The following is a 1,537-nucleotide window of genomic DNA, read 5'->3' on the forward strand; positions in this document are numbered from 1 at the left end:
TGAACATCATTGCAGTTGAAGCGATGCCAGAGAAAGCGGCAAGACTTCGCCAAAAGTTTCCACTCGCTATTTTGCATGCTTGTGCGGTTGGAGAAGCTGAGGGCGAGATGACGTTTTTCATCGACACAAAGCAGTCGGGCTATAGCTCGCTCATCGCGCCTGATGACAATAATTCGCATATTCGCGAAATCCATGTCGCGGTCAAACGATTGGACTCTTTGATCCCAGAGGATGTCGTCGTTGACGTGGTGAAGATCGATATCGAGGGAGCCGAACTTGGGGCTCTCCGCGGGGCGACCTGCATGTTGTCAAAAAGCAATCCCGTCGTCATGTTCGAAAGTGCTCCGACCCGGTTAAGTTCAATCTACGAGCCCAGAGACCTATATCGATTTTTCGATCAGCGTGGCTATGAGATCTTTGTTCCCAATCGCCTTGCCCATGATGGCAGTGGTCTTAGCGAAGAGGGATTTCTTGAGAGTCATCTCTACCCACGCAGAACGACCAACTATTTCGCGGTACACCGAAATCGCCGAATCGAGATAAGGGACAGGTCACGCCGTGTCCTCGGTATTCGCGTTCAGTGAATGATTCGGCTCTCGCGATTGCGGCGGGTCACAGCGCCGAGCATTTTAAGCGGCTCGGCAGACGTGATTCACCGTCGTTTGATTAGCTGCTTGATTCGCTTTACAGTGCAGAATTAGGGCCGAATTGAGCTCCAGCCCGATTCTTGCCGTTTCCGTTTCGGCGGCGTGCGAGGCTCTGGCTGTTGAAACTGCGTTTGGCGAACGTCGCTTTGGTAAGTCCGATTTACTTGGTGACGCGTTTCTGTTTCGAATGTTCGCTGACGCACAAGTGCCGCTTCGCGAACAGGGATCAAATCGTTGCCACGCCCGCGGTTAGACGCGTTGATTGGCTGTTCGTTGCTAGGCGGCAGCGGCGGCGCAGTCAGAGGTCGGTCCTGTTCCGTGGGTTGCGGTTGCACTTCAAGCGTTCGCCGTTGAAATGGCGATACGTACTCTGGCGGCGCTTGGATAGGATGAACGCTCGAGTAGCCTAGATTGCTTGGTGCCTCGTTTGCCGCGGTAATCATGCGGTCGGATGTTCCTTTTGCGTTGGAACCAAATACCGACGAATCGGCTGGATTTTGCAGCCGCCACTCGGTTTTCGTTTGCGGGGTGGTATTCGAATTCGAGCTATTGCCACTGCGGTTTTCGTCCAAGTAACGGTCGATATCGCTGCGGTAACCGTCTTGTCCATTGGACTGGCTCGGGCGAGCCGATTCGAGTCGAGGTTGGTCTAGCGGAGCACGGTCGCCGTTCGCCGATGACGGGGCGCCCGAGAGCGGTTCGGTGTTGGGGACGTAGCTTCCGCTTGGGGCCGTCGACGGAATCGGGATCGTCATCGAGTTGCTCGGGGGTGCGATCGCGCCCGTTTGGTTGATGCTGCCGAAAGGGCTGGGCGGCGAGGAGCTTGGCAGCGACGGCGAGACGGACCCATATGCCGAACTTTGGCTAAAGCTTTGAGGAACAGAGGTACC

At 55.6% G+C, this 1,537-nt stretch carries 2 protein-coding genes; one reads left to right on the top strand and one right to left on the bottom strand.

Annotated elements, in window-relative coordinates; all coding sequences use genetic code 11:
* A partial coding sequence (locus tag RMSM_RS35325) for an FkbM family methyltransferase (RefSeq protein WP_040771281.1) occupies positions 1 to 584 on the top strand: 584 nt, incomplete at its 5' end.
* Positions 585 to 697: 113 nt separating this feature from the next.
* Here RMSM_RS35325 and RMSM_RS35330 read toward each other — a convergent pair.
* On the bottom strand, positions 698 to 1,537 hold an 840-nt coding region (locus RMSM_RS35330), incomplete at its 5' end, for a hypothetical protein (RefSeq protein ID WP_236622434.1).

Origin of the sequence: Rhodopirellula maiorica SM1, assembly GCF_000346295.1 — a bacterium.
Lineage (GTDB): Bacteria > Planctomycetota > Planctomycetia > Pirellulales > Pirellulaceae > Novipirellula > Novipirellula maiorica.